The organism is Bacillus cereus group sp. MYBK15-3, from assembly GCF_051916765.1.
In the GTDB taxonomy this organism is placed as follows: Bacteria; Bacillota; Bacilli; order Bacillales; family Bacillaceae_G; genus Bacillus_A; species Bacillus_A cereus.
In genome coordinates this window covers 655,154-675,122 of record NZ_JBQAHG010000002.1, presented here as the reverse complement: position 1 = coordinate 675,122, position 19,969 = coordinate 655,154, and the positions used below count along the sequence as shown (strand labels likewise).

Here is a 19,969-nt window from a genome sequence, read left to right as displayed (position 1 = left end):
TTCTACTATTCTATTAAGCTGCTACATCTGTCGCTTTTCAAGTTGTACCACGAATTTGTTCTGCTGTACGAATTGGATAGTTTTTGAATAAAAGTAATCCAATATAACCTGAAATAATGCCAGTTATCATAATACATAAAATTCTTAGTATTATTTTTATTAAAAAATGATATAAGATAATCCACAATAAAGTCTGGTAGCAATCCAAAGTTTAACACAGAAGCCATTGCAAGCATAGCATAAACAAGTGATATAACCATTGCTAATGCAACTAAATTTGCACCCGCTATTCCGCCTAGACTACCTGCTGATGTTCTGAACTCTTTTAAAGAGTGGTGTACCAATTAAATCTCCACCACCTTATTAATAAAAAGCTTCTACTAAGGAACTTGCAATAGATACACTCGCTAATCATATCGTTTAGCTAAAAAGTGAAAAAGACTTATGACAAATAATAGTAATATCTTTCCTATTATAATTCTCGTGTTACTCTCTCATGATTTAGTCAACTTCACTTGTTACGATAATGACTAAAATACATGTGACTTATCATAAATTATAATCTGCCCTCATTATAGCTTGTTTTTTATAAAACGCTTACTTTTGTTGAATTTTAAAAGTTCTGAATAAAAGTCCATTTCTGCTATTTGTATCACTTGTATGTCATCTGACTTATATAACAGTTTTTCTAAATAATCATTATTTCGTATTTTTATCCTATATATTCAAACCATCCTAATTTTCTGTATCATCCAAGTATAAGTATAAAATAATAACAGTTTTATTTTTAAATTTTTTTAGACATAAAAAAATGGTAACCCGCCGTTACCATTTTTTATAAAATTATCATTTTTCTACTGGGAATGATTTCAAATCCGTCGCTATTTCTGTATTAGAAAACAACTCTCTAGCCTCTTTCAATAATTCCTTATATGTATCTCCTTGATAGCGAGAACTAATGTGAGTTAATATTAGTCGCTTCGCATTTGCCTGAAGTGCAATGCTCGCAGCTTGCTTAGATGTAGAATGAAAATAATCATACGCTTGTTGCTCATCTTCTGCTGCGAAAGTCGCTTCATGGACAAGTACATCTGCATCTTGCGCAAGCTCCCTACTCGCTTCGCAATATCGCGTATCACCTAAGATAGTAATAATTCTTCCTTTTTGAGGTGGGCCGATAAACTCATTTCCATTTAATATCGTGCCATCCTCTAATTCAACTGCTTCACCATCTTTTAAACGTTTAAAGATTGGACCTGGTTTCACACCCATCTCAAGCAACTTATCAACTAAAAGAGCACCTTGTATATCTTTCTCTACAATACGATATCCAAAACATTCTATACCGTGTGACAATCTTTTCGTTTCTACATAAAATTCATTATCTTCAAATACGGTACCTTCTTCTGTTATCTCCACAACTTCAAGTGGATATTTCACATGTGTCGTACTTACCGATAATGCCACTTCAATAAATTGTTTAATTCCTTTCGGTCCATACACCGTTAAAGGCGTAGTTCCTCCTTGAAATGAACGGCTACCTAATAAACCAGGCAATCCAAAAATATGATCGCCATGTAAATGCGTAATAAATATTTTTTCAATGCGGCGCGGACGTACAGATGTATGTAATATTTGATGTTGCGTGGCCTCGCCACAATCAAATAACCAAGTTTGTCCTCGTTCTTCTAACAATTGTAAAGCAATTGCTGAAACGTTCCTTCCTTTTGAAGGAACACCTGCACCAGTTCCTAAAAATACAAATTCCACTTTCTTTCCTCCAGCTCTAAATATACTCTATCTCTCATCTTACGGAATGTTATTTCAAATGGCAAATTGAATTTACATAACCAATCATCTAGACAACTATATAACACGAACATTATACTTAAAAAATTTAGCTATCGTTCGTGTTTTATGGTAAAATGATTATACTACATTTTAAGGGAGCGTTTTATTATGAAAGAAGTATTTCGTTTACAAACTGATTTTTCATCTTCATTTGATCGCTGGGTAAGTTCTTTCGTGTCTGATCACCCAGCACAATTAGAATGGACAACTTTAAAGGAATTAATCCATGAATATACAACATCACATACAAATGATACGTTACCAGCATATATTTCTTCAGCTTTAACATATTACGCCCAACGTGTTTCAACTACAAACAGTTCAGAGATTGTTATTTTTGAAAACCCTACAATCTCGTAATCTATAAATAAAAAAGCACTGGTTACAGTGCTTTTTTATTTATACTTATTTAGTAAATCGTCATATTCCGTCCAAAAGTTTGTATACATCCTTTGATCAAACTCATCTAAAATTATCTTGTCACTTGATTTATTAAATAATTCTTTTGCTTGTAGTGCAAAAGAAACAATTTGTCTTCTATATTCATTTTCATTCAATTCTATATGAAGTCCTTCATAGTATATAGCCTTTTGATCAGTAGAAATAACTTTGACAAAGTCCTTTAAAATCACGTTTTTACCTATATGGTTTATAGTCCAATGAATTGAAATTGGGCATCCTAACATTAGCATAGTGCCACATCCGTGCAAAATAAGCCCCTCTTCATTTTCAATATCACAAATATATTCTTTATCTAAAGTTCGTAACAAAGCTAAAGCTGATTCACTTATTCCCCATTCCTCATCCATACCTGCCTGCGTAATAATCGTTCCAGCCATATTTAAATATATTTCTCCATGAGAACATAAATCTTCCTGCTCATTAAACAACCATTTTTGATTCTCAATATTTATAATAAAATTTTGTGGTACCATTACAAATTCCCCTTTTATAAAAATATTTATTTTCCATATTATTTATAATCAATATCATGCATTTCATCCCATATATCTATTATAAATCCATTTAATATTTTAAAAACACAGATAAAAAAGATATTGACACTAAGATTTTACAGTGCTAACATCAACATGTAATTGAATATGGTCTCTGTTAGGTGAGGCTCCTGTATAGAGAAACGCTGCTGCCCAAAAATGTCGAGAGACGCCAATGGGTCAACAGGAAAGGTCGGAATGAAGGCCTTTTTTAACGTAGCTGGTTTCAGTACCTATGCTATACAGTGCTAAAACTCAACGAGGGAGAGGTGCATGTATTTTGTCATACACAAAAACTGTTTTTATTTATATCTACTAACAGTCTTTGTTGTGGACTCTTTTAACTGCGAATTCAGACCTTTACTCGTTTTGAGTAAAGGTCTTTTTACGTCTATATGCACCTTACTATGAAACAAACATAGCATATTCAGAAACTACTAAATTGTACGGAGGTGAGGAACAGTTGGCAATTGATGATTCGGCCCAGATACCCATACGTTTTACATTCATATTTCATCATGTAGGTAGGAAAGAAACTGTTCCTCACCATTTCAAATAGTTAGGTAACAGATTGTTTCCTCCTTCATGACAGAGGAGGAACTACCGATGTTTAATTTACAAAGACAAGAAACAAAGCATGCTTATGAGCAAGATAGCATGAAAACAAATAACGAATTATTAGTGGAGGTTGCAACACAAGATGTAAGCTCTGCGTTAAAACTTTTAGAAACAACACAAGATGGATTATCTAAACAAGAAGCGTCTCGTAGACTTTCTTTATATGGTCCGAATGAAATAGCTCATAATAAAATGGCGCCGTGGTACATTCAATTTCTATTGGCATTTAAAAATCCATTTATTTTCGTTTTATTAGCTCTTGGAGCACTCTCCTTTTTCACAGATGATATGCAAGGAACGATTGTCGTATCTGTAATGGTCCTACTTAGTGCAACGATTCGGTTCTCCCAAGAATTTCGTTCTCAAAAAGCTGCCGATAAGTTAAAAGCTATGGTTCGAACAACTGCGAGCGTATTTAGAATAAATGGATTTGTACATGAAACAAAAAATGTAAAGAATTTAAACCGAAATTACACAACAGAAATTCCAATTGAGGAACTTGTACCTGGCGATATTATTTCCCTTTCAGCTGGTGATATCGTTCCAGCTGATGTGCGTGTTGTATCCGCTAAAGATTTATTTGTTAATCAATCTTCTTTGACAGGGGAAGCACTTCCTGTAGAAAAATACGAACACTGCTACCATACAGAAAATAAGCATATCTTACCGAAAAACATGAAAAAAAATTACAATCCACTCGATATGGAAAACCTTTGTTTCATGGGAACAAATATTGTAAGTGGCAGCGCAAAAGCTGTTGTCATCTCAACAAGTACCGATACGTATTTCGGCTCTTTAGCAAATAAGGTAATTGGAAAGCGTGTAGAAACAAGCTTTGATAAAGGTGTAAACAAAGTAAGCTGGCTCTTAATTACATTCATGCTTATTATGGCACCTATTGTCCTTCTCATTAATGGATTCACAAAAGGAGATTGGCAAGAAGCTTTCTTCTTCGCTATTGCCGTTGCTGTTGGCCTTACACCTGAAATGTTACCAATGATTGTAACTGCTAATTTAGCTAAAGGTGCCGTTAACATGTCTAAACAAAAAGTAATTGTAAAACAGCTAAATTCTATTCAAAACTTAGGTGCTATGAACATTCTTTGTACAGATAAAACCGGAACTTTAACAGAAGATAAAGTGGTCCTTGTTCGTCACTTAGATCCCAAGGGAAATGAATGCAATCGCGTCTTGCAATTTGCCTATTTAAATAGTTTCTATCAAACTGGATTGAAAAATTTAATAGATAAAGCTGTTATTAAGCATACAGAGGAAAACAATAAATTTAATCCATCAGCTTTTCAAAAGCTAGATGAAATTCCATTCGATTTCGCCCGCCGGCGTATGTCAGTTATCGTAAAGGATATTTCAGGTGAACATACAATGGTTTGTAAAGGTGCCGTAGAAGAAATTTTATCAATTTGTAACTACACTGAAGTGGATGAAAAAATCGTTCCACTCACCGAGGAAATACGTTCAAATGTCAAAAAACTAAGTGAGACACTAAATAGTGAAGGTATGCGAGTTATTGCTGTGGCTTATAAAAAAGATAGAAGAATAAATGATACAGAGTACGCAGTAAAAGACGAAACTGATATGATTCTCAGTGGATATATCGGCTTTTTAGATCCACCGAAACCATCTGCAGCAGCTGCAATTCAAGCATTACAAAAACATGGTGTACAAGTGAAAATTTTAACTGGCGATAACGAAATTGTTACAAGAAAGGTTTGTAAAGAAGTTGGATTAGATATCGGCGAACCAATCCTCGGTTACGAGATTGATTCTTTACCAGATAAAGCATTAGCAAAACTTGCTGAAGAAACGACTGTATTTGCGAAGCTTAATCCAATGCAAAAATCTCGTATTATACACGCATTACAAGGAAATGGACACACTGTAGGTTACATGGGAGACGGCATTAACGATGCTGTAGCATTACGTGAAGCTGATGTCGGAATATCTGTTAATACTGCTACTGATATTGCGAAAGAAGCTTCCGATATTATTCTACTCGAAAAAAGTTTAACTATATTAGAAGCAGGTATTTTAGAAGGACGTACTACATTCGGAAATATTTTAAAATATATTAAGATGACAGCTAGCTCTAACTTCGGTAATGTGTTTAGCGTGTTAGTAGCAAGTGCTTTCATTCCTTTTTTACCGATGCTTGCCATTCATCTTTTAATTCAAAACTTACTTTATGATATTTCACAACTTTCTATTCCATGGGACAAAATGGATAAAGAGTTTCTAGAAAAACCACGAAAATGGGATACTGCAAACTTACGAAGCTTCATTATTTCTATCGGCCCAATTAGTTCCGTATTTGATATTATCACATACGTAGTCATGTGGAATGTATTTGGTGCAAATACACCGAGCGAGCAATCATTATTCCAGTCCGGTTGGTTTGTCGTTGGATTGTTAACACAAACTTTAATTGTTCACATGATAAGAACACAAAAGATTCCATTTATTCAAAGCACTGCATCAACACCAGTCGTTTTATTAACCGCTCTTATTATGGCAATCGGGATTTATATTCCATTCTCACCACTTGGTGCAGCCGTTGGTTTGCAAGCATTGCCACTTAACTACTTCCCTTGGTTAGTAGGAATACTATTAGGCTACGCTTTTTTAACACAGTTCCTAAAAAAGCTTTATATTAAAAAGTTTCATAGCTGGTTGTAAAAATAAGAATGAGTGGATATTCCCCGCTCATTCTAAAAAACATAACACATATTTATATATGGAGGTGACCATGATGGTATGGTACGACATTGTATTCAGATTAGTTATCGCAATTATTGTAGGAGCTTGCATTGGAATGGAAAGACAATGGAGACACCGAATGGCTGGGTTACGGACAAATGCTCTCGTATCACTTGGTACCTGTATAATAGGAAAGGTGTCATGATTTTACTACTTCATGACACCTTCTACATAAATTTATTTTCTAACTTTTGTTGAAACGACTTCTCTTGCTTACGTAGTAGTTGACTACCTCGTTGTAAAATCGGTGTTCCATACTTATCATTAATTTGATCAATGACAGCAAGTAGTGGTTCTTTTTTCGCATCCTCTTCAAATGAAAACAAATCTAATTGTTTCACCGATTCTGTCTTCCACTCTATTTCAGTAGCTGTAACACCTAGTAAACGAACGGAATCACCATCCCAATGTTGCTTCCATAAACGGGATGCTGCTTGAAAAATATCGCGTTCTTCCCAAATTGCATTTTTCAATTGCTTACTCCGTGTTACTGTTCGCCTATCATGGTATTTAATCATAATTTGAATATTATAGCTGACAAGGGTTCGCTTTTGTAATCTTTTACTCACTGATTTTGATAAACGTTCTAACATATCAAGCAATTCTTTCTCTTCATCCATATCCTTTGAAAAAGTCATCGAGTTACCGACACTTTTATGTTGGCCCATTTGACTCGGATCCACTTCCCTATCATCCGTACCTTTTGCACGCTTTTGTAAATCAATACCGTGCTTCCCAATTTTAGCGCGAATGATATGCTCGTCTCCCTTCGCTAACTGTTCAATTGTATGTATATGAATTTCATTTAATTTTTCAGCTGTTTTTTCTCCAATCCCATGCATTGCTTCAACTGGAAGTGTCCAAATCATTTCTGGAACATCACGTTTTCGAAGTACGGTAATACCGAGAGGTTTTTTCATATCAGAAGCTGTTTTTGCTAGGAAAAGATTTGGAGCAATTCCGATACTACACGGAAGCTGCAACTCTGTTAATAGTGCTTGTTGAATCATCTTTGCTATTTCAAGAGGCGAACCAAGTGCGTAGCAATCTGTAATATCTAAATATCCTTCATCTATTGAGACTGGTTGTATCTTTTCTGTAAAACGGGAAAGGACTTGAAACATTTGAAATGAAGCTTCGCGATATAATGTGAAATTAGGACGCCTTACAACTAATTGCGGGCATAACCTTTTCGCTTCCCAAAGGGGCATCGTCGTACGTATTCCGTATTCTCTCGCCTCATAACTACATGTTATAATAATTCCTTTTCTCTCTTTTTCATTTCCAGCAACCGCTAATGGCTTTCCTTGTAATGATGGATCATGAGCAATTTCAACAGATGCGAAAAAGCAATTCATATCTACATGTAAAATAACACGACCATTTTTCGGATACATTTCTCGCATAGTACTCACTCCCTAATCAGAACGTTCGTTCTTTCATTATATCAAATTTTGCACAATAGTTATAATAATTACTTGTTCTTTTTTATAATCGATATAAAGAGGATATATATGTGAAAGGGTCTGATTATGATGAGATTAACTAATAAAGTGAAACTTTAATCAGCCTCACCAATCGGGTTTTTGCGGGCAGCAGGGCCCCCACTTAACTTCTTTACTTTCGCAGAATTTTGAGGTAGGGAGCTTACTGTCCGGCAAATAGCGGGATAAACTCAACTATACATGCCTTGTAGTTATATTAATCATTGCAATTAATTATTTACTACTTCCGATTTTCAATATGAATACGTTAGGATTATTCCTTCGTCTAGTACATGTAGCAACAACGTATATACTTCCATAGGTTTTCTTATATTGGCTTATACGTCTTGTCAAAGCAATCGAATCAAAATAAAAAGCGTGTAAATCACAATTGATTTACACGCTTTTTCTATTTCATTACTTCGCTACTTCTTCAATAATTGCAACAACTAATTCTGCTGTTTTTGCTAATTCTTCAACAGGAATCTTCTCGTTTGTTGTATGAATTTCTTCATAACCAACTGCTAAGTTAACTGTTGGGATACCATGTCCTGCAATTACGTTTGCATCACTTCCGCCACCACTTTGGTGAAGAGAAGGTGTACGACCAATTTTTTCAGCTGCACGTTTTGCAACTTCTACAACGTGATCGCCATCAGCAAATTTAAATCCTGGGTACATAACGTTTACTTCAACGTCTGCATGCCCGCCCATTTCTTTTGCAGTTGTTTCAAATGCTTCTTTCATTTTCGCAACTTGTGCTTCCATTTTCTCATTGATTAAAGAACGAGCTTCTGCAAAGATTTGTACATGATCGCAAACGATATTCGTTTGTGTACCACCTTCAAAACGTCCAATATTTGCAGTCGTTTCAGAGTCAATGCGACCAAGTGGCATCTTCGCAATTGCTTTCGCTGCGATAGTAATTGCAGATACACCTTTCTCCGGCGCTACACCAGCGTGAGCTGTTTTTCCGCGAATAATTGCGTTCACTTTCGCTTGTGTTGGAGCTGCAACAACGATTTCACCAACTTTTCCATCGCTATCTAATGCGTAGCCATATTTCGCTGTAATACGCTCACGGTCTAATGCTTTTGCACCAACAAGACCTGATTCTTCTCCGACTGTAATAATAAATTCAATTTTACCATGAGGGATATTTTTCTCTTTTAAAACACGGATTGCTTCGAACATTGATGCTAATCCAGCTTTATCATCCGCACCTAAAATTGTTGTACCATCTGATACGATATATCCATCTTTAATAGAAGGCTTAATTCCATTACCAGGAACTACTGTATCCATATGAGAAGTAAAGTAAATTGTATCAACACCATCTTTTGTTGCTGGTAAAGTACAAATTAAGTTACCTGCACCATGACCAGTTACAGCCATTGTGTCATCTTCAAATACTTCTACACCTAAATCTGTGAATTTCTTCGTTAATACTTTGCAGATTTCTGCTTCAAATTTCGTTTCAGAATCTACTTGTACTAATTCCATAAATTCATTTACTAAACGTTCTTGATTAATCATAAGACTGCGCCTCCTGCACTACCATTATGTATGTAACACTATTAATTATAACAGAATTTCGCAAAAGTTTCGAAATACAAGACAAAAAACAGATGGTTTACATGTCTAGATAACCATCTGCTTTCTATTACTCATTTAACAATACCCAGCGCATATGATCTTCCCACACGCCATTTACCATTAACATCTTCCTAGACACGCCTTCATATTGAAAACCTATCTTCGTTACTACTTGTATAGATGCTAAATTACGAGGCATAATCGGAGCTTCTATACGATGTAACTGAAATTCCCCAAAAGCAACTTGAATTGCTTTTCTAAGCGCTTCTGTCGTATACCCTTTGTTTAACTCTGCTTTATCTAATTTATAACTGAGTACACAAGATTGATAAATGCCACGAACGATTAAATTAAATGAAATACACCCAATTATTTTCGTATCATCACCCTTTTTAAAAATCCATAGTCTGATGATTTTCCCTTCTTCGAACTCTTTTCTATCCTTTTGCAACTTTTTCTTTTGATAATCTAGCGTAAAAAAATCATCCGGTCTATACTCTTCCCAAGCTTTTAAAAATTCACGATTTCTGTCGTAATATTGAAGAACTGTTTCAGCATACGACTCATCAATTTCCCTTAAGTATAAACGATCTGTTTCGTATATTTTCATCATCGTATCTCCATTCTTCAGCTTGCCCAACTAAAAATTAACAATATACCCTTTTACTATATTCTCTACACACTCTCAAATTTCCTGTTATATTTTGCAATCCCCTCCCGAATTTTGTCCTCACTCTCCCCTTGTCCATAATTTCATTTCTCGTTACAATGAAATTGTACTGATTTGCAAGGAGGTATAACGATGCATAAAAAAGCTCAAAAAGTTATGGTTTATGTGATGCTAATTTCTATGCTTGTAACAACATTACTTGCTGGCGCGAGTATGTTTTGGTAAAAAGGGCGATGTGTTCGTCCTTTTTTTACTTTTTACACATAACAAAATAAACCATCTCGACATCGAGATGGTTTATTTTATATAAAACACAATCGCTACAATACTAAAGGAAAATGACATTACAAGTGCTATTACAAAACTTGTATATTGTTTCTGCTGAAATGCCCCAATAACAAAAGTGAGATTAAGTAATGCCATACATACAATCGCTACAAGATAAGAACATATATTAAAAGTTGCCAATATGAATGTAATAACAAATAGAAATCCCATAAAAAACTGCATATACGAAAGTTTTGGATTCAAGTACATATGAGCAACCCCTTTATCTAATTTTATCTTTCTATACTCTCATTAACGCACGGTTATGTACACATGTCAAGACAACTTATTATAATAGAAAAAGCCAACCTTTTTGTTGGCTTTTTCATATGCAACGGCTCCTTTTTCTTTTGCCAATTGCTGAAATGATTTTTTCGATTTCACAATCCATACTTTCGTTCCAATTGGAATGCGATCAAACAAATATTCCACATCGTTTTTCTTCATTCTTATACACCCTTGTGAAATATACTTTCCAATTGAACTCGGTTGGTTTGTTCCATGTATTCCATATTTACTTCCATCAGTTCCTCTTGCATTAAATCCAATCCACCTTGACCCAAGTGGATTTTTTGGCGATCCACCTGGAATATCCTTCGCAATGTAATACGGATCCTTTGCTTTCATTACAACATCAAAATTTCCTTCTGGAGTTAATTCATTCGTTTTCCCTGTCGCTACTGGAAAAACCTTTTGAATCTTTCCATCGTCAATGTAAGCTAATTTATTCGTTGCTTTATTTACAATAATAAAAGGATCTCCGGCACGTGGATTATCCCCAAGAGGCCAAATCGGTGATAAAGAAAGACATAATATGATAGAGAGAAGATACGGCATAGATAATTCCTACCTTCTATATAAGTTCTTTTATATTATCCTTTCCCTTAAAGCGACTTTTAATGAGTAAATATTGTTCCATTTCATACACAAGTTGAACAAGTTTCGCACGTATCTCAAATTCTTCGCGTGTAGCTGGCAATGGCATGTCTCTAAATAATTCCCTCATTTCTTGAAGCTGCCTTAAGGAAATAACGCCAGTACTTTCAGGGCTAATAGCATTACCAATGTTTTCAACAACATCTGCAATCATGTCAGCTTGTTCATATGTCCACGATAAAGAAGCTGCTAGTGGTATCATTCGCTCTAAAATTTCGAATTGTTGCATACGCATATTAAAATAACGATAGTAATAATCATCTTCTCGCATAAATGCATTCTCAAGTTTTTTAAACGATAAATCTCTTGCTTCATTTAACATATTCTCGGTTTCAATGAGTTCTGCTCCACTCCAACTACTTTCTCGATTTCGTAAATACACAACCATTTCAAACAAAATCGTTTTAAAATTATTCTCTATTTTATCCTGATACTCTTTTAGCTTATTTTCACTACTCGGCATATACATATTTACTAATAACGCCACGCTAATCCCTATCGTTAATATAGCAATTTCATTTCCAACTATAAGCCATGTAATTTGCTTCAATGAATATAGATGCATAACAATAACTGAACTCGTGACAATACCTTCTTGAATTTTAAGCATTACTGCAGTCGGAATAAATGTAAGTAACAATATGCTAATTGCAAGTGGTGTATAGCCAATCGTTTCAAAAATACAAAACGCGAATGCCATTGATAATACACACGCTAGAAAACGATGTAACGACACTTGAAGTGATTTGCGCTTCGTATTTTGTACACATAAAATAACTAAAATGCCTGCTGAACTATAAAATTCTAACCCTAATAACTGAGCAATAAAAACTGCCGCACCTGTCCCTATTGCTGTTTTTACTGTACGATATCCAATTTTAAACATATCATTACTCCTATATGTATAAACGTATTTACAGCTAGTATAAAAAAAGGATGACACAATGTCATCCTTTTCTACTTATTATTCACATAACCTTTTCATATTACAATATTTTTTGTAAAAATTGTTGCGCACGTTCACTTTTCGGCGCTGCAAAAAATTCTTCTGGCGCACTATCTTCTACAAGCTTTCCTCCGTCCAAGAAAAGAACACGATCTGCCACTTCTTTTGCAAAGCCCATTTCATGTGTAACGATAGCCATCGTCATTCCTGTCGTAACTAACGATTTCATAACTTCTAACACTTCTTTCACCATCTCTGGATCTAGCGCCGATGTCGGTTCATCAAATAACATAACTTCCGGTTCCATCGCTAACGCTCTTGCAATTGCTACACGTTGCTTTTGTCCTCCCGAAAGACGATTTGGATACGTATCTTTTTTATCTACTAATCCAACCTTTTCTAAAAGTTTCTCAGCTTTCTTTTCAGCTTCTTGCTTCGTTACCCCTTTTACATTGATAGGAGCATACGTAATATTTTCTAATACAGTCATATGAGGAAATAAGTGAAAATGCTGAAATACCATACCGACATTTTCACGAACATGCATAACATTCGTTTTCGGATTCGTTACTTCTTCCGTCCCAATCCAAATGTGACCATCCGTTGGTGCTTCTAACATATTCATACAACGTAAAAATGTTGATTTTCCTGATCCAGAAGGCCCTATAATTGCGACTACTTCCCCTTTTTCAATTGTTGTTGTAATTCCTTTTAATACTTCGTTTTTACCAAATGATTTATGAAGGTTTTCAATTTTAATCACTTTTCTTCATTCTCCCTTCAATTGCCTTCCCGACTAATGTAAGAATAATGACTAACATATAATAAATCAGTCCAACAAAAAGTAATGGTTCAAGATATTTAAATGTCTCACCGCCTACAATGTAAGCACGACGCATTAAATCAGTCGCGCCTATTACTGTTACTACAGCCGATTCTTTCGTAAGTGTCGCAAATTCGTTCACAAGCGCTGGTAATATATTTTTTAATGCTTGAGGGAAAATAATATTTCTCATCATTTTTCCGTACGGTATCCCTAAAGCCATTGCTGCTTCTGTTTGTCCTTTATCAACCGCTTGAATACCAGCACGAATTACTTCTGACATGTATGCACCTGAATTCAAGCTAAATGCAAGTACAGCAGCTAAGAACGCTGGTATTTCATAACCAATTATTTGTGGGACGCCGAAATAAATAATCATTAATTGCAATACAAGGGGTGTACCACGAAAAATTGATGTATAAAAATCTGCTGCTATATTTAATGCTCGTATTCTAGCAATTTTACAAAGTGCTAATAGCGTTCCTAAAATAAATCCTGCTAAAGCTGATACTGCTACAATTTTCAAAGTAACTTCTAAACCTTTTAGTATATATGGTATCGAAGGCGTAATCGCCGAAAAATCTAAGTTCATTCTTTTCATTCCCCTCACAGAAAAGTGAAAGGCAGCTTATTTTCCGCTGCCAAACCATTTCTTCACTAATTTATCCATTTCTCCATTTTCTTGCATTTTTTTAATTACTTTATTAAATTCAGCTGTTTTATCACTGTTTTTCGGAAGGGCAATTGCTGCTCCAACTTCTTCTGGTGCTTCTTTAATTTCAATTCCTTGTAAATCTTTCATTTTCTCTAAATAATTTTTAGCAACTGTATCTTCTATAATTGCAGCGTCAAAACGACCAGCTTTAATTTCTTGTACGATTTCTGGTATACGGTCACGTCCCTCAACTTGGAAATCTACTTGTTTTTTAAATTCTGCAGCTTTCTCTTCTTGAATAGACCCTGTTTGTACCCCTACTTTTTTCCCTTTTAAATCCTCTACAGATTTAATGTTAGAATCCTTTTTAGAAACGACCATATTTTTCGCAACAAAATAAATATCTGTAAAATCAACATTATTTTTACGCTCTGCAGTTGGCGTCATACCTGCCATTACGAAATCAACTTTTCCTGAACTAAGAGATGCTAATAAACCACCAAAATCCATATCTTTCACTTTCACTTCATACCCAAGTTCTTTTCCGATATATTTAGCAACATCAACATCAAAGCCAATAATTTCATCGCTCTTTGACGCATCTACATATTCATAAGGTTTATAATCTGCTGAAGTTCCCATTACGAGTACTTTTTTATTTCCTTTTGTTTCTTTCGATTCCCCATTACTACAAGCGCTGAATATACTTACAATTAAAATAAGTGCAAACGATATTGATACTAACTTCTTCATCTTTCTTCCCCCTAATAATGTATATTTAAAAGTTTAATAGAATATTTATTCGATGTTTGTATTGTATCAGCACTTTTATTTTTATGCAATATATAAAATAAAAATAAATAATCAAACAATATAAATGCTGTTTGTTATGTATAAAATGATGCATAAAATAACACAACTATGCATATCTCAGAAATTTTAATAATAAATAAAAAAGGCGGCACATCCACTTGATTGTGGACGTGCCGCCTTTTCTCTTATTTTTTATAGTTCTTCACAATTCTCTTCGAAATATGATTGTAGTTTCGCAATAACTTGCATCGGTTCATGACCTTCAATTTCATGACGCTCTACCATCGTTACAATTTTTCCATCTTTTAATAAAGCAAATGATGGAGAAGAAGGTGGGTACCCTTCGAAATATTCACGCGCTCTTGCTGTCGCTTCTTTATCTTGACCTGCAAACACCGTTACAAGGTGGTTAGGACGTTTATCATAATGTACGGAATGCGCAGCAGCAGGACGAGCAATACCACCTGCACAACCACATACAGAGTTTACCATTACAAGTGTTGTTCCATTTCTTTTAAACGCTTCTTCTACCGCTTCCGGCGTCGTCAATTCTGTATATCCAGCAGAGACAATCTCTTCACGCGCTTGGCGGACAACATCATTCATAAAAAAGTTAAAATTAATCACTCTTTTCCCTCCTCTAAAACTACCTATTTGTATCTTACCAGTTAATGTTTATGAAATACAAGTAAGTTTACTTGTATTTAAGTATAGAAAAGGTGTTAGAGCTCTTGCTCTAACACCTTTTCTTTAATGACCACGATGTTTTTGCTTTGCTTTTTGTACTTTCATTAAACGTCTTCTTTCTTTTTCAGCTTCTCGCTTCTCTTTAGACTGCAGTTTCTTTTCTTGTTTATGCAATTCATAAGATAAAGTAATCGCCTCTTGCGCCTTAGTAAAACGTTTAATAGTTGTTTCTTTTGCTGCTTGTCGTATGATACGCTTTATGTTTTTAGAACGCTGTTTTTCTTTAACTTCTACACCACATTTTGCAAAGTGCTGAAAATGCTCTAAAAGTGAACCATTCACAAACATAAGCACTTCTTCATCTGACGGTTCCGCCCCAAAAATATACCTCGCCCCATACAATTTCCCTTTTTCTTTACATGTAATGATTCCAACAAAAAATTGGCCATCGTGATATACTGTCAAATCCATTGACAGCCCCTCCTTTAAAAGATTAGAAATACGGGACATCCCGGAGGGGAAGGTTACTGACATGAAATCATGCGTCTGGACTACCAACCAGAGCTGTGTTTTTGTATTTCTTTCACTATTATTATATCTTTTTTTCCATAATCTTCATATATTCAGCAATCATTTTTTTATGCGATCCTACAATATAGTCAGGTAGTTCTGTTACTGAAAAGAATTTAAGCTGAACTGCTTCTTCTTTATTCATAACAAAATCCCCTTCGTATTCATCCGTATAATAGGCGGTTGTTACAGATTGAAATTCATCACCGTTTTCTAATTTTGTAAAGTAGTTCGCTCCAGAAAATACATTGATTAGTCGCAAGTTCTTCACTTTTATTCCTGTCTCTTCATATACTTCACGATAAGCTGTTTCTTCTGGTGATTCACTAAGCTCCATTAGCCCGCCAGGTAGCCCCCATTTTCCGTACGGCTCTGTCCGCTGCTGCAATAAAACATATCCATTTTCATTTATAACGAGTACAACAGCACCAACTAAAATTAAAGGGCGATGACCAACTATTTTTCGTAATTCTTCTACATATCCCACCGTATCGCCTCCTTTTTCGTTGTCCACACTATTGTATCATATGTACGAAACGACAAAATGCGTATATTTTTCATTTTTTTAACAAAATATTTATTTTATGTGATTCATCTACTGTAGCTAACATAATAGATTCGACTTCTGTACTCTCCTCTAGAAATTCTCTCGCCCACGCTTCTGTTTTTCCTAATAATGCAAGAACATCTTTCTGTATCCTCCCATCCTTTACTAATACAAAAGAAACTGGAGATTTTTTTCCCGCCACTTTAAGATCAAGCCGCGAAACTGCTTCATATTCTGGATACCGAAATATAGAAACGACACCGTTTGCTTCCCATAACGCTAATTTAATCGTTTGAATATCGCTCACATTTCGCATACGAAGTTCCGAAAACAAATATTCCAAGGTAATTCTCGCCTTTTTCAAATTGCTAAAATCAATGGAACCATTGTGTATAAGAATAATAGGTGCAGGCTCTAAAAAGCGTCTCCATCTATCCCATTTCAGCATTAACACTGAGCTTATAATATGAAGTACAACAAGTATGAACGTTGTAATCATCGATCCCAGTAACCCTACTTTTTCATCAGACAATGCGTTAGAAATATTCCCACCAAGCAATAACACTAATACAACATCTAAAAAACGAAGTTGTGCGATAGACCTTTGCCCCATCGCTTTCGCAACTAATATTAAAAATATGTATGCTATAATAGCCCGAATAACCCATTCACTAGTAGAAAGATGTCGTGCTCCTTCAAAAATATGCATATGCATCACTTTGCACTCCTTACCCGTCTCAAACTGCTATCCTGTTTAGTTTGCAACGTTTATGAGCATATATGTAAAAAAGCTGGTTCGTTTAAAAACGAACCAGCTTTTTTTACTTAACTGAAAACATATATTTTTTATAAGTTTTCCGTACCGATAATATGAGCCCCATCATAATCATATTTGAGAATAAGGAACTTCCCCCATACGATAAGAAAGGTAATGCAATACCTTTTACAGGCATTAATCCAACGATCATACCGATGTTTTGGAATATTTGAACTGTTAATATACCGATTGATCCAGCGCATAATAATGTACCAAATAAATTATCAGCGGAATAACCAATAATAATTGTTCGATATAGTAGTAATAGGAACAAGAAGACAACTAAGGCTGCTACGATAAATCCACCTTCTTCGGCAATTGTAGCGAAAATAAAGTCAGTATGCTTCTCTGGGATATAGACGCTTCCTCCACCGTATCCTTTACCTTCCATTCCTCCACTACCTACAGCTAAAATCGATTGTTGCGTTTGATAACCTTGATCTGCATTTTCAAATGGATTTAACCAACCTACAATACGCGACTGTTGGTGAGGTTTTAGTAAAGTAACTAACTTATTATAGAAAAAATCTGGATACTTAAAGAAAATAAATATTAAAGCAGATAATATGGTCAACGGAATAACTGTACATAATGCTATCAATTTCTTTTGAATACCTGACATAAATAAAATACATGCAATAGCAGCAGCATATAAGAACACCATACCTGTATCCGGTTGGCTATATACAACAGCCATAGGCGGAAGAGAAACTAGCATAATTTTACCTACTAATTTTAAATCCGTTTGGAATGTCCTCGCCATATACTGCGCATTATGTTTCACAGCTATGCTTGCTACTACAAGAAGCAATGCAATTTTGAAAAACTCCGACGGCTGAATTTGCCCAAGTACTGGAAAAACGAACCATCTTTTTGCACCTAATTTTTCAGGTGTGAAGGTGGAAACCGGTAGTATTTTCAAAAGAATAAGTGAACCAAACCCGGCAATATAAAGTGGCCAAGATAATTTTTGCAATTGATCTAAGTCGATGCTTGCAACAAGAAGTAACAATACAACCCCAATTATGTAGTTAACACCTTGTTTCATAGCAAAGTTTGCAGCTCCATACTGTCCCGTTTGCTGACTGCTATATATAGCAGCTATACTCGTCACACATAGTGCACACAAAATTAAAATTAATTTTACATCTAAACTTTTTAGAAACTCGGTACTTCTTTTCATGACATCCTCCTGAAACATTGTTACGGCAAAAATAAAAAACCAGGAGTCAACATTCTTCATGTTTTGACGACTGATTACACATTATCTATAAAACACTTATATAGAATAACTCTCTTTTTCATACAATACAATATATTATACTACAGTTTCGTCAGTAAGATTTGCCAAAAAAATTATTCTTTTCTTATTTTATATCCATATACCATATATCAGCAATGTATTTTCGTAAATTCCTAATACATAATCGTTTATTGTAAGATTACTGGGAAAGATATTTATACATATAGTAGGATGTAGATGAAGAAATAAGATAATAAAAAGCTCGCATAAGCGAGCTTTTTATTAATATACAGATGTATTGTTTTCTGACATGTTTTCTAAAATTTCTTTAACACGTCCTAAGAACTTACCACAAATTAAACCATCAAGTACTCGGTGATCAAGTGATAAACATAAGTTAACCATATCACGAGCACCGAACATTCCGTTATCCATAATTACTGGGCGTTTTACAATTGATTCAACTTGTAAAATAGCTGCTTGCGGGTAATTAATAATACCCATAGATTGAACAGAACCGAATGATCCTGTGTTATTAATTGTAAATGTTCCACCTTGCATTTCGTCTGCTTTTAACGATTTCGTACGTACTTTTCCTGCAAGTTCTGTAATTTCACGAGCGATACCTTTAATTGTTTTCTCGTCCGCTTGCTTAATTACTGGTACAAATAGTTCTTCCTCTGTTGCAACAGCGATAGAAAGGTTAATATCTTTCTTCTGAACAATTTTATCGCCAGCCCACATTGAATTAATTTGAGGATACTCTTTTAACGCTTGTGCTACTGCTTTTACGAAGAAAGCAAAGAACGTTAAGTTAAAGCCTTCACGCTTCTTAAAGTCACCTTTAATTGAGTTACGGTATGACACAAGGTTTGTCACATCTACTTCAATCATCATCCAAGCATGTGGTGCTTCGTGTTTACTACGTAACATGTTTGCTGCTATTGCTTTACGCACACCTGTTACTGGAATTTCGATATCTCCAGGCATTGTAGGTACAGAAACTGGTTTCGCAGCTTCTACTTTTTGCGCTACTGGTGCTGCTTTTGGTGCTTCTGGGCGAGCTTCTACTACTGCCGCTACAGCTTCCTCTTTCTTCGCCGCACCTGCTTGTGGGATATTTCCAGATTCCACTAGCTTTAAAATATCTTTACGAGTGATACGGCCGTTTGCTCCCGTACCTTCTACTAGATCTAAATCAACGTTATGCTCACCTGCAAGCTTTAACACAGCTGGTGAAAAACGTGGTTTTCCATCAGTTGGTTGTTTTACTTTCGGTGCTTTTTCAGACGTAGCTACTTCTGCCTTTGATTCTTCTTTTGTTTTTTCCTCAACAGCTGTTGCTGCTACTTCATCTGCGCCTTCTACTTGAATAACACAAACTACTTCACCTACAGCTAACGTATCACCTTCACCAGCGATTAACTCTTTCACAACACCCGTGAAAGAAGATGGTACTTCAGCATTTACTTTATCAGTCATTACTTCTGCAAGCGGATCATACTTATTTACGTGATCGCCAACATTAACGAGCCATTTACTAATTGTGCCCTCTGTAACGCTCTCCCCGAGCTGAGGCATTGTAATATTTTCTACAGCCATGTATAGTCCCCCCG

21 protein-coding genes, 1 pseudogene and 1 riboswitch are annotated in these 19,969 nt (G+C 35.2%); of the genes and pseudogenes, 4 read left to right on the top strand and 18 right to left on the bottom strand.

Annotation, left to right across the window (positions count from 1 at the left end; translation table 11 throughout):
• Positions 1 to 5 precede the first annotated feature (5 nt).
• Both ACTFR8_RS11995 and rnz read right to left on the bottom strand, forming a co-directional pair.
• Positions 6 to 290: a hypothetical protein gene (locus tag ACTFR8_RS11995; protein ID WP_044585103.1), complete on the bottom strand. Its 285-nt coding sequence runs from the start codon at positions 288 to 290 to the stop codon at positions 6 to 8.
• Between the two features lie 556 nt (positions 291 to 846).
• Complete coding sequence (gene rnz / locus ACTFR8_RS11990; RefSeq protein WP_000397453.1) at positions 847 to 1,770, bottom strand: ribonuclease Z; 924 nt, start codon at positions 1,768 to 1,770, stop codon at positions 847 to 849.
• 189 nt (positions 1,771 to 1,959) lie between these two features.
• On the opposite strand from rnz, the gene ACTFR8_RS11985 reads away from it, so the two are divergent.
• Positions 1,960 to 2,211, top strand: coding sequence for a DUF3932 family protein (locus ACTFR8_RS11985; protein WP_000665709.1), 252 nt, complete (start codon positions 1,960 to 1,962; stop codon positions 2,209 to 2,211).
• A gap of 35 nt (positions 2,212 to 2,246) precedes the next feature.
• On the opposite strand, the gene ACTFR8_RS11980 is transcribed toward ACTFR8_RS11985, so the two are convergent.
• Positions 2,247 to 2,786 (bottom strand): hypothetical protein, encoded by a 540-nt coding sequence (locus tag ACTFR8_RS11980; RefSeq protein ID WP_000249056.1) that lies wholly within the window; start codon positions 2,784 to 2,786, stop codon positions 2,247 to 2,249.
• 167 nt (positions 2,787 to 2,953) lie between these two features.
• Positions 2,954 to 3,121, top strand: a riboswitch (M-box (ykoK) riboswitch).
• Positions 3,122 to 3,452: 331 nt separating this feature from the next.
• On the opposite strand from ACTFR8_RS11980, the gene mgtA reads away from it, so the two are divergent.
• A complete protein-coding gene (gene mgtA, locus ACTFR8_RS11975; RefSeq protein WP_000482690.1) occupies positions 3,453 to 6,158 on the top strand; it encodes a magnesium-translocating P-type ATPase in 2,706 nt (901 codons plus the stop codon).
• Positions 6,159 to 6,231: 73 nt separating this feature from the next.
• A pseudogene (locus ACTFR8_RS11970) lies at positions 6,232 to 6,366 on the top strand (MgtC/SapB family protein); the annotation flags it as partial.
• A 40-nt stretch (positions 6,367 to 6,406) separates the two neighbouring features.
• On the opposite strand, the gene ACTFR8_RS11965 reads toward ACTFR8_RS11970, so the two are convergent.
• From ACTFR8_RS11965 to ACTFR8_RS11955, 3 genes are all read right to left on the bottom strand, one after another.
• Positions 6,407 to 7,645, bottom strand: a complete 1,239-nt coding sequence (locus tag ACTFR8_RS11965) for a DNA polymerase IV (RefSeq protein ID WP_152127489.1) — start codon at positions 7,643 to 7,645, stop codon at positions 6,407 to 6,409.
• Between the two features lie 495 nt (positions 7,646 to 8,140).
• Complete coding sequence (locus ACTFR8_RS11960; protein WP_000609803.1) at positions 8,141 to 9,259, bottom strand: tripeptidase T; 1,119 nt, start codon at positions 9,257 to 9,259, stop codon at positions 8,141 to 8,143.
• Positions 9,260 to 9,386: 127 nt separating this feature from the next.
• Positions 9,387 to 9,932: a GNAT family N-acetyltransferase gene (locus ACTFR8_RS11955; protein ID WP_001987197.1), complete on the bottom strand. Its 546-nt coding sequence runs from the start codon at positions 9,930 to 9,932 to the stop codon at positions 9,387 to 9,389.
• A 189-nt stretch (positions 9,933 to 10,121) separates the two neighbouring features.
• Between ACTFR8_RS11955 and prli42 the strand changes: the two genes are divergently transcribed.
• Positions 10,122 to 10,214, top strand: coding sequence for a stressosome-associated protein Prli42 (prli42, locus tag ACTFR8_RS11950; protein WP_000549040.1), 93 nt, complete (start codon positions 10,122 to 10,124; stop codon positions 10,212 to 10,214).
• Positions 10,215 to 10,286: 72 nt separating this feature from the next.
• Here prli42 and ACTFR8_RS11945 read toward each other — a convergent pair whose 3' ends face one another.
• The 12 genes from ACTFR8_RS11945 to ACTFR8_RS11890 all read right to left on the bottom strand — a co-directional run bounded on the left by ACTFR8_RS11945 (position 10,287) and on the right by ACTFR8_RS11890 (position 19,955).
• Entirely contained in the window at positions 10,287 to 10,526 is a 240-nt protein-coding gene (locus ACTFR8_RS11945; protein WP_000281167.1) for a DUF3894 domain-containing protein, read from the bottom strand.
• Between the two features lie 66 nt (positions 10,527 to 10,592).
• On the bottom strand, positions 10,593 to 11,153 hold the full coding sequence (locus tag ACTFR8_RS11940; protein WP_100619275.1) for a L,D-transpeptidase: 561 nt from the start codon (positions 11,151 to 11,153) through the stop codon (positions 10,593 to 10,595).
• Positions 11,154 to 11,169: 16 nt separating this feature from the next.
• Positions 11,170 to 12,138 (bottom strand): aromatic acid exporter family protein, encoded by a 969-nt coding sequence (locus tag ACTFR8_RS11935; RefSeq protein WP_000472665.1) that lies wholly within the window; start codon positions 12,136 to 12,138, stop codon positions 11,170 to 11,172.
• A gap of 100 nt (positions 12,139 to 12,238) precedes the next feature.
• Complete coding sequence (locus ACTFR8_RS11930) at positions 12,239 to 12,961, bottom strand: amino acid ABC transporter ATP-binding protein (RefSeq protein WP_000590202.1); 723 nt, start codon at positions 12,959 to 12,961, stop codon at positions 12,239 to 12,241.
• Positions 12,954 to 13,613, bottom strand: a complete 660-nt coding sequence (locus ACTFR8_RS11925) for an amino acid ABC transporter permease (RefSeq protein ID WP_001046915.1) — start codon at positions 13,611 to 13,613, stop codon at positions 12,954 to 12,956. The genes ACTFR8_RS11930 and ACTFR8_RS11925 overlap by 8 nt, the downstream gene beginning before the upstream one ends.
• 36 nt (positions 13,614 to 13,649) lie before the next feature.
• Complete coding sequence (locus ACTFR8_RS11920) at positions 13,650 to 14,429, bottom strand: transporter substrate-binding domain-containing protein (RefSeq protein ID WP_000737673.1); 780 nt, start codon at positions 14,427 to 14,429, stop codon at positions 13,650 to 13,652.
• Positions 14,430 to 14,681: 252 nt separating this feature from the next.
• Positions 14,682 to 15,095, bottom strand: a complete 414-nt coding sequence (locus ACTFR8_RS11915) for a BrxA/BrxB family bacilliredoxin (RefSeq protein WP_001979317.1) — start codon at positions 15,093 to 15,095, stop codon at positions 14,682 to 14,684.
• Positions 15,096 to 15,239: 144 nt separating this feature from the next.
• Positions 15,240 to 15,647, bottom strand: coding sequence for a YjdF family protein (locus ACTFR8_RS11910; protein ID WP_000366587.1), 408 nt, complete (start codon positions 15,645 to 15,647; stop codon positions 15,240 to 15,242).
• Between the two features lie 121 nt (positions 15,648 to 15,768).
• On the bottom strand, positions 15,769 to 16,233 hold the full coding sequence (locus tag ACTFR8_RS11905) for an NUDIX hydrolase (RefSeq protein ID WP_000542555.1): 465 nt from the start codon (positions 16,231 to 16,233) through the stop codon (positions 15,769 to 15,771).
• A 70-nt stretch (positions 16,234 to 16,303) separates the two neighbouring features.
• The gene (locus tag ACTFR8_RS11900) at positions 16,304 to 17,008 is read right to left on the bottom strand and encodes a DUF421 domain-containing protein (protein WP_000550978.1); all 705 of its coding nucleotides are present in this window, start codon (positions 17,006 to 17,008) and stop codon (positions 16,304 to 16,306) included.
• Positions 17,009 to 17,114: 106 nt separating this feature from the next.
• The gene (locus ACTFR8_RS11895; protein ID WP_000831182.1) at positions 17,115 to 18,293 is read right to left on the bottom strand and encodes an FtsW/RodA/SpoVE family cell cycle protein; all 1,179 of its coding nucleotides are present in this window, start codon (positions 18,291 to 18,293) and stop codon (positions 17,115 to 17,117) included.
• Between the two features lie 342 nt (positions 18,294 to 18,635).
• A complete protein-coding gene (locus ACTFR8_RS11890) occupies positions 18,636 to 19,955 on the bottom strand; it encodes a dihydrolipoamide acetyltransferase family protein (protein ID WP_000257681.1) in 1,320 nt (439 codons plus the stop codon).
• Positions 19,956 to 19,969 lie beyond the last annotated feature (14 nt).

Coding starts and splice junctions, on each gene's coding strand:
- ACTFR8_RS11960 (WP_000609803.1), bottom strand. CDS start 9,259: ATGATTAATCAAGAACGTTTAGTAAATGAATTTATGGAATTAGTACAA.
- ACTFR8_RS11925 (WP_001046915.1), bottom strand. CDS start 13,613: ATGAACTTAGATTTTTCGGCGATTACGCCTTCGATACCATATATACTA.
- ACTFR8_RS11955 (WP_001987197.1), bottom strand. CDS start 9,932: ATGATGAAAATATACGAAACAGATCGTTTATACTTAAGGGAAATTGAT.
- prli42 (WP_000549040.1), top strand. CDS start 10,122: ATGCATAAAAAAGCTCAAAAAGTTATGGTTTATGTGATGCTAATTTCT.
- ACTFR8_RS11965 (WP_152127489.1), bottom strand. CDS start 7,645: ATGCGAGAAATGTATCCGAAAAATGGTCGTGTTATTTTACATGTAGAT.
- ACTFR8_RS11900 (WP_000550978.1), bottom strand. CDS start 17,008: ATGCATATGCATATTTTTGAAGGAGCACGACATCTTTCTACTAGTGAA.
- ACTFR8_RS11920 (WP_000737673.1), bottom strand. CDS start 14,429: ATGAAGAAGTTAGTATCAATATCGTTTGCACTTATTTTAATTGTAAGT.
- ACTFR8_RS11980 (WP_000249056.1), bottom strand. CDS start 2,786: ATGGTACCACAAAATTTTATTATAAATATTGAGAATCAAAAATGGTTG.
- ACTFR8_RS11940 (WP_100619275.1), bottom strand. CDS start 11,153: ATGCCGTATCTTCTCTCTATCATATTATGTCTTTCTTTATCACCGATT.
- ACTFR8_RS11910 (WP_000366587.1), bottom strand. CDS start 15,647: ATGGATTTGACAGTATATCACGATGGCCAATTTTTTGTTGGAATCATT.
- ACTFR8_RS11945 (WP_000281167.1), bottom strand. CDS start 10,526: ATGTACTTGAATCCAAAACTTTCGTATATGCAGTTTTTTATGGGATTT.
- ACTFR8_RS11985 (WP_000665709.1), top strand. CDS start 1,960: ATGAAAGAAGTATTTCGTTTACAAACTGATTTTTCATCTTCATTTGAT.
- ACTFR8_RS11895 (WP_000831182.1), bottom strand. CDS start 18,293: ATGAAAAGAAGTACCGAGTTTCTAAAAAGTTTAGATGTAAAATTAATT.
- mgtA (WP_000482690.1), top strand. CDS start 3,453: ATGTTTAATTTACAAAGACAAGAAACAAAGCATGCTTATGAGCAAGAT.
- ACTFR8_RS11890 (WP_000257681.1), bottom strand. CDS start 19,955: ATGGCTGTAGAAAATATTACAATGCCTCAGCTCGGGGAGAGCGTTACA.
- ACTFR8_RS11915 (WP_001979317.1), bottom strand. CDS start 15,095: ATGAATGATGTTGTCCGCCAAGCGCGTGAAGAGATTGTCTCTGCTGGA.
- ACTFR8_RS11935 (WP_000472665.1), bottom strand. CDS start 12,138: ATGTTTAAAATTGGATATCGTACAGTAAAAACAGCAATAGGGACAGGT.